At 67.3% G+C, this 7,280-nt stretch carries 6 protein-coding genes and 1 pseudogene; 4 read left to right on the forward strand and 3 right to left on the reverse strand.

Features of this window, described 5'->3' with window-relative positions:
• Positions 1–150 precede the first annotated feature (150 nt).
• Together rmuC and FLM69_RS10730 are read right to left on the reverse strand one after the other, a co-directional pair.
• Positions 151–1,410, reverse strand: a complete 1,260-nt coding sequence (gene rmuC / locus FLM69_RS10725) for a DNA recombination protein RmuC (RefSeq protein ID WP_141844195.1) — start codon at positions 1,408–1,410, stop codon at positions 151–153.
• 65 nt (positions 1,411–1,475) lie between these two features.
• The gene (locus tag FLM69_RS10730; protein WP_101967675.1) at positions 1,476–1,913 is read right to left on the reverse strand and encodes a hypothetical protein; all 438 of its coding nucleotides are present in this window, start codon (positions 1,911–1,913) and stop codon (positions 1,476–1,478) included.
• Between the two features lie 56 nt (positions 1,914–1,969).
• On the opposite strand from FLM69_RS10730, the gene FLM69_RS10735 reads away from it, so the two are divergent.
• Positions 1,970–2,503, forward strand: coding sequence for an O-acetyl-ADP-ribose deacetylase (locus FLM69_RS10735; protein ID WP_141844196.1), 534 nt, complete (start codon positions 1,970–1,972; stop codon positions 2,501–2,503).
• Positions 2,504–2,598: 95 nt separating this feature from the next.
• A complete protein-coding gene (locus FLM69_RS10740; RefSeq protein ID WP_041104345.1) occupies positions 2,599–3,075 on the forward strand; it encodes an Hsp20/alpha crystallin family protein in 477 nt (158 codons plus the stop codon).
• 99 nt (positions 3,076–3,174) lie between these two features.
• Here the strand turns inward: FLM69_RS10740 and FLM69_RS10745 are convergent.
• Positions 3,175–3,627: pseudogene (locus tag FLM69_RS10745) on the reverse strand (GMC oxidoreductase); the annotation flags it as partial.
• A gap of 420 nt (positions 3,628–4,047) precedes the next feature.
• Here FLM69_RS10745 and ychF point away from each other — a divergent pair.
• A complete protein-coding gene (gene ychF, locus FLM69_RS10750) occupies positions 4,048–5,151 on the forward strand; it encodes a redox-regulated ATPase YchF (protein ID WP_141844199.1) in 1,104 nt (367 codons plus the stop codon).
• Positions 5,148–6,983, forward strand: coding sequence for an ATP-dependent endonuclease (locus tag FLM69_RS10755; RefSeq protein WP_141844201.1), 1,836 nt, complete (start codon positions 5,148–5,150; stop codon positions 6,981–6,983). Before ychF ends, FLM69_RS10755 begins: the two co-directional genes overlap by 4 nt.
• The last annotated feature ends 297 nt before the right edge of the window (positions 6,984–7,280 follow it).

Raw genomic sequence — 7,280 nt, forward strand, 5'->3', positions numbered from 1 at the left:
ACTCTTTGCACAATTTACGTCATAGCGTGTACTCGCTTTCGTATCGTCCTCGCCTTTGTTGTTTTTTAAGCATGCGCCCCCCGCCCACATCTCCACTTATGCGATCGGCGGCAGCCACAGATGGGTATAAGATACAGCGCCCGGCCCCGCTCACGCCTCCCGCGCCGACTCCGCCCGACGACGGCGCAGCTCGTCCTCCTCCACGCCCGCGACCAGTTCCGGAGCGGCCAGGGGCCGGGGCGCGGACTCGAGCGTGCGGATGTCCGGCGTGGGGGCCAGGCCCGGGTCGACGTCGCGAAGGCGCCGGGCGGCGGGGAGCACGCGCGACTCGACGTTGCCGACGAGCTGGTTGTAGCGGTCCACGGTGGTCTTGAGGGATCCGCCCATGCGGTCCAGGTGGGTGCCGAGCGTGCCGAGGCGCTCGTAGAGGTCCTTCGCGCTGGCCACCACGGTGTGGGCGTTCTCGGCCAGGGTGTCCTGCCGCCACGCGTAGGCCACGGACTTCAGGGCGGTCAGGAGGGAGACGGGGGCGACGAGCGCGACGTTCCGCGAGAACGCGTGGTCCAGCAGCCCGGGGTCCGCGTCCAGGGCCGCGGCCAGGAGCGACTCGGCGGGCAGGAAGCACAGGACCAGCTCGGGGGAGTGCTCGAGGCCGGCCCAGTAGGACTTCCCGGAGAGCTGGTCCACGTGGCGGCGCACGGCCGCGGCGTGCTGGGCGGCCAGCGCCTGGCGCCGCTCGTACGCCTCCTCGCCGGGCTCGTCCGCGAGGGCCTCGGCGGCCAGCGCGTCCCCGATGGGGGCCTTGGCGTCCACGGCCATGGCCTTGCCGCCGGGCAGGGACACCACGAGGTCCGGGCGGAGGCGCTCGCCGTCCCTGCCGGACAGCGTGGCCTGCTCCGTGAAGTCCACGTGGTGGAGCATGCCCGCCGCCTCGACGACCCGCCGCAGCTGCGCCTCGCCCCAGTGGCCCCGCGCGGAGGTGGACTTGAGCGTGGCCATGAGCGAGGTGGTCTGGTTCAGCAGGTCCCGGTCCGTGGCCGCGGCGGCGCGGAGCTGCTCCCCGAGCCGACCGAACTGGGACGCCCGATCCCGTTCCAGCACGCTCACCTGCTCCTGGAGCGCCGCCAGCCGCTGGCCCAGCGGCGCGAGCGTGGACATCACCTGGGACTCCGCGCGTTGGCGTTCGGCGTCCTCGGCACGCGCGGCCGTGAGCGCGCGCTGCTCCGCCCGGGCGGCCGCGAGCTCTTCTCGCACCCCCTGGTGCTCGGTGCGCAGCGCGGCCAGCTCGGCCTGGGCCCGGCGGGTCTCCTCACCGCCGCCGGCCGCCCGGCGCCACATGAGCCACGCGCCCACCAGGGCGCCCAGCACGAGTCCGAGGATGAGGGCGAGCAGCAGGCTGAGGATCTCCATGCCCCCACCCTCGCAGGCCGCACGGACACGATAGGACGCGGCGCGCCGTCGTCGTGGCGGGTGGCTCAGCCGAAGAGCGGGTTGGGGCCGTTGGCCACGACCTGCGGGTCGCCGTCGACGCGGGCGGCGATGCCCGCAGCCGCCACGCCGGGCAGATAGGGGAAGACCATGCGGGTCGAGGCCAGGGCGGCGGCGTCGAAGGCCTCCACCGCGACGGCCGGGCGGGGCCCGTCGGCCGTCTCGATCTCGCCGTCGAACACCGCCACCGCCCGCGTGGGGCGCGGGGTGATCTTCGCGACCGTGGCGGCCGCCTGCTCGGGCTCGAGGTCCGGATGCTCCCACATGCCGCGCTGGCCGTCGGCGGCGACGGCGAGGATCGTCGGGGCGAACACGGACTGCCGGCCGAGCGTGTCGAACACGTGCTCCACCGCGAGGCTGATCAGCGGCAGCAGCTCGCCGCCGGGAGGCGTGGGGGTCGGTCCGGTGGGCGTCGGGGTGCTCATGGGGCCGAGGCTACCGGCCCTGTCCGACGGCGCCCACCCGCGCCTAGCGTGATCCCATGCAGCTCACCATCGCTCCCGGGGACATCACGGCCACGCACGCGGACGCCGTCGTCAACGCCGCCAACTCCACCCTGCTCGGCGGCGGAGGCGTGGACGGCGCCATCCATCGGCGCGGCGGCCCCGAGATCCTGGCCGAGTGCCGCCGTCTGCGCGAGACCGACCTGCCGGAGGGGCTGCCCGCCGGGCAGGCCGTGGCGACGACGGCGGGGCGCCTGCCCGCGCGCTGGGTCATCCACACGGTGGGCCCGGTGTGGGCCAAGACGATCGACAAGTCCGACACCCTCGCCTCGTGCTACCGCGAGTCCCTGAAGGTGGCGGCCGGGCTCGGCGCCCGGACGGTCGCGTTCCCGGCGATCTCCGCGGGGATCTACGGCTGGCCCATGGAGGACGCGGCGCGGATCGCCGTCGAGACCTGCCACGCGATGACAGACGAGGTGGGCGGCACCGTGGACGAGGTGCTGTTCGTGCCCTACGGGAAGGAGGCGGAGACGGCGTTCCGGACCGCCCTGGACAGGGTTGAGCGGGGCTGACTCAACTCCGTGGAATACCCCGTGGGGGGACGGCGTTGCACAGGACAGTCGCCGCTCAACCGGAGCGGCCCGCCCTGCATGAGGAGTGATCGACCATGGCTCGTCCCATTGATCCGTTCCGCGAGATGGAGCGCCTGATGACCGGCTTCGCCCGCACCTCCGGCGCCGCCTCCATGCCCATGAACCTCTACCGCGAGGGCGACGTGTTCGTCGCCGAGGTGGAGCTGCCGGGCGTGGACCCGAGCTCGATCGACGTGGACGTCGAGGAGCGCACGCTCACCGTCCGCGCCGAGCGCAAGGAGGCCCCCGCCGGGGAGGACCGTCGCTGGCTCACCAAGGAGCGTCCGGCCGGCACCTTCGCCCGCCAGCTCAACCTCGGCCAGGGCCTGGCCCTGGACAAGATCGAGGCCGACTACAGCGACGGCGTGCTGCTGCTGACCATCCCGGTGGCCGAGCAGGCCAAGCCGCGCAAGATCCAGGTCAAGCACACCGGCTCCGCCGCCCAGGTGGAGGGCGAGGCCGTAGAGGGTGAGGCAGTGGAGGACTCCGCCGTCGAGACCTCCGGCGAGTGATCGCCCTCTGACGGAGCCGCGCGTGACCGGCGCGCGGCCCGCCCCCGAACGCAGTTGCGGCGGGTCCCCACCGGGGGGCCCGCCGCATCCGCGTGGTGGTCAGGCGCGGTCGGCCAGGATCAGTTGTGCCGCCTTCTCACCGATCATGAAGCACGTGATGTTGGGGTTCACGGTCACGTGCTCGGGCATCACGGAGGCGTCGGCCACGCGCAGACCCGTCACGCCCTTGACGCGCAGGCGGGCGTCCAGGGGGCTCATGGCGTCGTCGTCGGCGCCCATGCGCACCGAGCCCACCGGGTGGTACACGGTGTTGTGGGTGCGGCGCACGTAGTCGGCGATCTCCTCGTCGGTCTGCACGTCCACGCCCGGGGCGAGCTCGCGGCCGGCCCACTCCGCCATCGCCGGCTGGGAGACGATCTCCCGGGCCAGCCGGATGCCGGCCACCGCGACGGCCATGTCATGGCCCTCCGGGTCGGTGAAGTAGCGCGGGTCCACGGCCGGCTTGTCCCGGTAGTCGTTGGAGCGCAGGCGCACGGTGCCGCGGGACTTGGCGAGGGGTGGACCCGGTGGCCCCGCGGTCTCGGCTGTCGTCCTCTGGTCTCGGCTGTCGTCCTCTGGTCGGCAGACACAGGTGTGCTTCCTCTCGTCGGGGTCTGGGCGGCCCGTCCACCCTACGGATCGGTCATCTGGGCGGGGATGCGTGCTGGGCGGTGAGGGTCTCTGGGTTCCGTGGGCGCGTGGGGGCGGGGGCTGGGGTTGCCGGGCCCCGTGGCCGCTGGGCCTCTGGGTTCCGTGGGCAGGAGAGCGAAGGTTTCTGCCCCCGGGAGGGAAAACCCTGCCGGTTCTGCCCCCGAAACAGGGGAGAGCGCGCTTCCTGCCCACGGAGCGGGCGGGGATGCTGGTTCTGCCCACGGAGCGGGGCCGGTGCGGGACGCCTCCGCCGCGGCGGGCCCGCCGGTAGACTGCCGGACTGTGGCTTTGACAATCGGATTCGTGGGACTGCCCAACGTGGGCAAGTCGACCCTGTTCAACGCGCTGACGCGCCAGACCGTGCTCGCGGCGAACTACCCGTTCGCGACGATCGAGCCGAACGTGGGCGTGGTGAACCTGCCGGATGAGCGCCTGCCGCAGCTGGCTGAGATCTTCGGCTCCGAGCGCATCCTGCCGGCCACGGTGTCCTTCGTGGACATCGCCGGCATCGTGAAGGGCGCCTCCGAGGGGGAGGGCCTAGGCAACCAGTTCCTGGCGAACATCCGTGAGGCCCACGCGATCGCCCAGGTGGTGCGCGCGTTCGACGACGGCGACGTCGTCCACGTGGACGGCAAGGTGGACCCGGCCTCGGACATGGAGACCATCAACACCGAGCTGATCATCGCGGACATGCAGACCGTGGAGAAGGCGATCCCGCGCGTCGAGAAGGAGGTCAAGGGCAAGAAGAAGGAGCCCGCCGACCTCGAGGCGCTCCAGGCCGCGCTCGCGGTGCTGGAGCGGGGCGAGACGATCTTCGCCGCGAAGGACAAGGACAAGCTGGACATGGACCGGCTGCGGGAGCTGAGCCTGCTCACCGCCAAGCCGTTCATCTACGTGTTCAACTCGGACGAAGGTGTGCTGGGGGACGAGGCCAAGCAGCAGGAGCTGCGCGATCTGGTGGCCCCCGCCGACGCCGTGTTCCTGGACGCCAAGCTCGAGTCCGACCTCGTGGAGCTCTCCGAGGAGGAGGCCGCCGAGATGCTGGAGATGGCCGGGCAGGACGAGTCCGGGCTGGACCAGCTGGCCCGCGTCGGCTTCTCCACCCTGGGCCTTCAGACCTACCTGACGGCGGGGCCGAAGGAGACGCGAGCGTGGACCATCCCGGTCGGCGCGACCGCACCGGAGGCCGCCGGCGTGATCCACACCGACTTCCAGCGCGGCTTCATCAAGGCCGAGATCGTCTCCTTCGACGACCTCGTGGCCGCCGGCTCCATGGCCGACGCCAAGGCCGCCGGCAAGGTGCGCATGGAGGGCAAGGACTACGTGATGAAGGACGGCGACGTGGTGGAGTTCCGTAGCGGATTAACGTCTGGAGGTAAGAAATGAGCATCGACCCTCCGTCCCCTGGGGCGTCGACCGACGCAGAGCTTGAAGGCGACGGGGTGGGGCTTATGAGCGGTGGTCCCGAGGTGCTCGGGCAGCGACGATCTCCTCTTATTATCAACAGTGTCCGTATTCGAAATTTTAAGCGAATTGCGGACACTCGAATCGAGTTGGGGCCCATCACGTATTTGGTCGGAGGGAACAACTCTGGCAAGAGCAGCGTTCTGCAGGCCATCCATACCGCAGTCAGCTGTGCGCAGGCCTCGGTGGAGTTGGGCCAGCAGGTCATTGCCGAGGCTAGTTTACGGTATTCTCCCGTCGCTGAGTTTTCCCTTCTTGGTCATGGGGCCCAGTACTCCAATCGCGGAGATGGCCTTCGGGGGTCGGTCTTGTTTGAGGGGGTGCCTGCTGATAGCGACTTAGCGTCAGAATTTCGGATCGAGATGTACAAGGCTCGGAATCACAATAATGTTGGCGTCGACCGTTCCGGTACTTCTCCAGGTTTTGGTCAAGTGATTAGCGACCCCAAGAAATTATTTAGCGTCTACGTTCCTGGCCTTGCGGGTGTGCCACATCGTGAGGAAATGAGCGGTTATGCTGCCGTCTTCCGCAAGGCCGCAAGTGGTGACGCCAACCTTGTCTTTCGCAATATTATTCGCCTGCTCTCGGAGCGGAATGAGCTGAGAGATCTAGAGACCCTTTTGGAGTCAGTACTGAAGACTCCGGTATCTTTCCTGGTTCGCTATGACCCAGATCGGGATCTTTACGTGGACGTTCGACTTGCGACGGGGGAGTCAACTACGGCTAAGGACCATCTCCCCGTGGACCTATGGGGAACGGGAATCTTGCAGATCACTCAGATTTTCGCCTACGTGCTCCTGTTCAAGCCGGCGCTTCTTCTGGTGGATGAGCCGGACAGCCATCTCCATCCGTCGCGCCAAAAGGCGCTCGGTGTTGCGCTAGAGAAGATTGCGACGGTTAAGAAGTGCAAAGTTATTGTCAGTACACACAGCCGTCATTTGATCACGGGCGCGTCTGATGCTGTCAAAGTCGTATGGATGAAGGATGGAGACGTCGAAACCGATGATCGACGGGATCTGACCGCGCTTTTGATGGACCTTGGTGCACTTGACCAGCTCGATCTGCGAAGTCAGGTGATCATCTGTACTGAGGACGAGGATCCTTGGGCGCTTCGACTTGCATTGCGCGAGTCGGGCTTTCATGATGAGAAAGTCAAGATTGCGTCATTCAATGGGCTTGGGAACAAGTATACAGCGGAGGCCTTCCGTGAGATGTCTGACATGATGGTCAGTTCTCCGCGCGTTATCGTTCATCGCGATCGGGACTTTCTTACCGATGACGAACTGGAAGAATGGTCACGGGTGTTTATCGAGCGAGGAATTGAGGTCTTTTGTCCGAAAATGTGCGATACGGAAGCATATCATGCCACGGTCGAACACATAGCTAAGGTCACTAATCTAGACGTGGAAACCGCTACCCAAGTTCGTTCTGATGTCGTTGCCGAATGGCTGCCTCAGCTTAGGGCGAAGCATCGCGAGAAGCGTAGAGCGATCAACAGGGTCCACCTGGATGGCGGCACCCCTCGCACCGATGAATTGTGGCCCGAGAGCGCGGGCCCAACCGATGACGTACTTTATGGCAAACTGCTGCTTACTCAGGTGGAGAAGCGCCTGAAGGAGCTCCGATATCTTGACAAGACGGAGTCCCTTCAAGATGAGGCCAGCGCGTCGCTTTCGCGCGAGTTGAAGGCGTTTTTGGATAGCGACGATGGTGTGGAGTTCAGTAGCGAATTTACCTCGGGTGCCGAGAAGTGACAGGTTGGCTGGCTGTTTCCTTGCCCCTTCTCTCCGCGGCCTTCGGCGCCATCGTCGGCGGTCTTCTTGTGCACCGGCTGACGCTCCAGCGCGAAGCCCTGGGTGCCAGGCGTACTCAGCGTGTGGACTTCCTGCTGAGCGCTTACCGGCGTCTCATCCGGGCGTCTAACTGTTGTGGGTCATGAGGTTCTTGGCACGAGGCCCGGGCTGAGATGAGACGAGCGGGCCCCGCCCGGCAGGATGGAAGTTCCTCAACAACCCATCCGCTGGAAAGAGCCCGCTCATGACCCACGCTAA

It is taken from the genome of Micrococcus sp. R8502A1, assembly GCF_006704135.1.
GTDB classification, from domain to species: Bacteria; Actinomycetota; Actinomycetes; order Actinomycetales; family Micrococcaceae; genus Micrococcus; species Micrococcus luteus.

Excerpts from the sequence above, each read along its gene's own strand:
- rmuC (WP_141844195.1), bottom strand. The coding sequence starts at position 1,410 with ATGGAGATCCTCAGCCTGCTGCTCGCCCTCATCCTCGGACTCGTGCTG.
- FLM69_RS10730 (WP_101967675.1), bottom strand. The coding sequence starts at position 1,913 with ATGAGCACCCCGACGCCCACCGGACCGACCCCCACGCCTCCCGGCGGC.
- FLM69_RS10735 (WP_141844196.1), top strand. The coding sequence starts at position 1,970 with ATGCAGCTCACCATCGCTCCCGGGGACATCACGGCCACGCACGCGGAC.
- FLM69_RS10740 (WP_041104345.1), top strand. The coding sequence starts at position 2,599 with ATGGCTCGTCCCATTGATCCGTTCCGCGAGATGGAGCGCCTGATGACC.
- FLM69_RS10755 (WP_141844201.1), top strand. The coding sequence starts at position 5,148 with ATGAGCATCGACCCTCCGTCCCCTGGGGCGTCGACCGACGCAGAGCTT.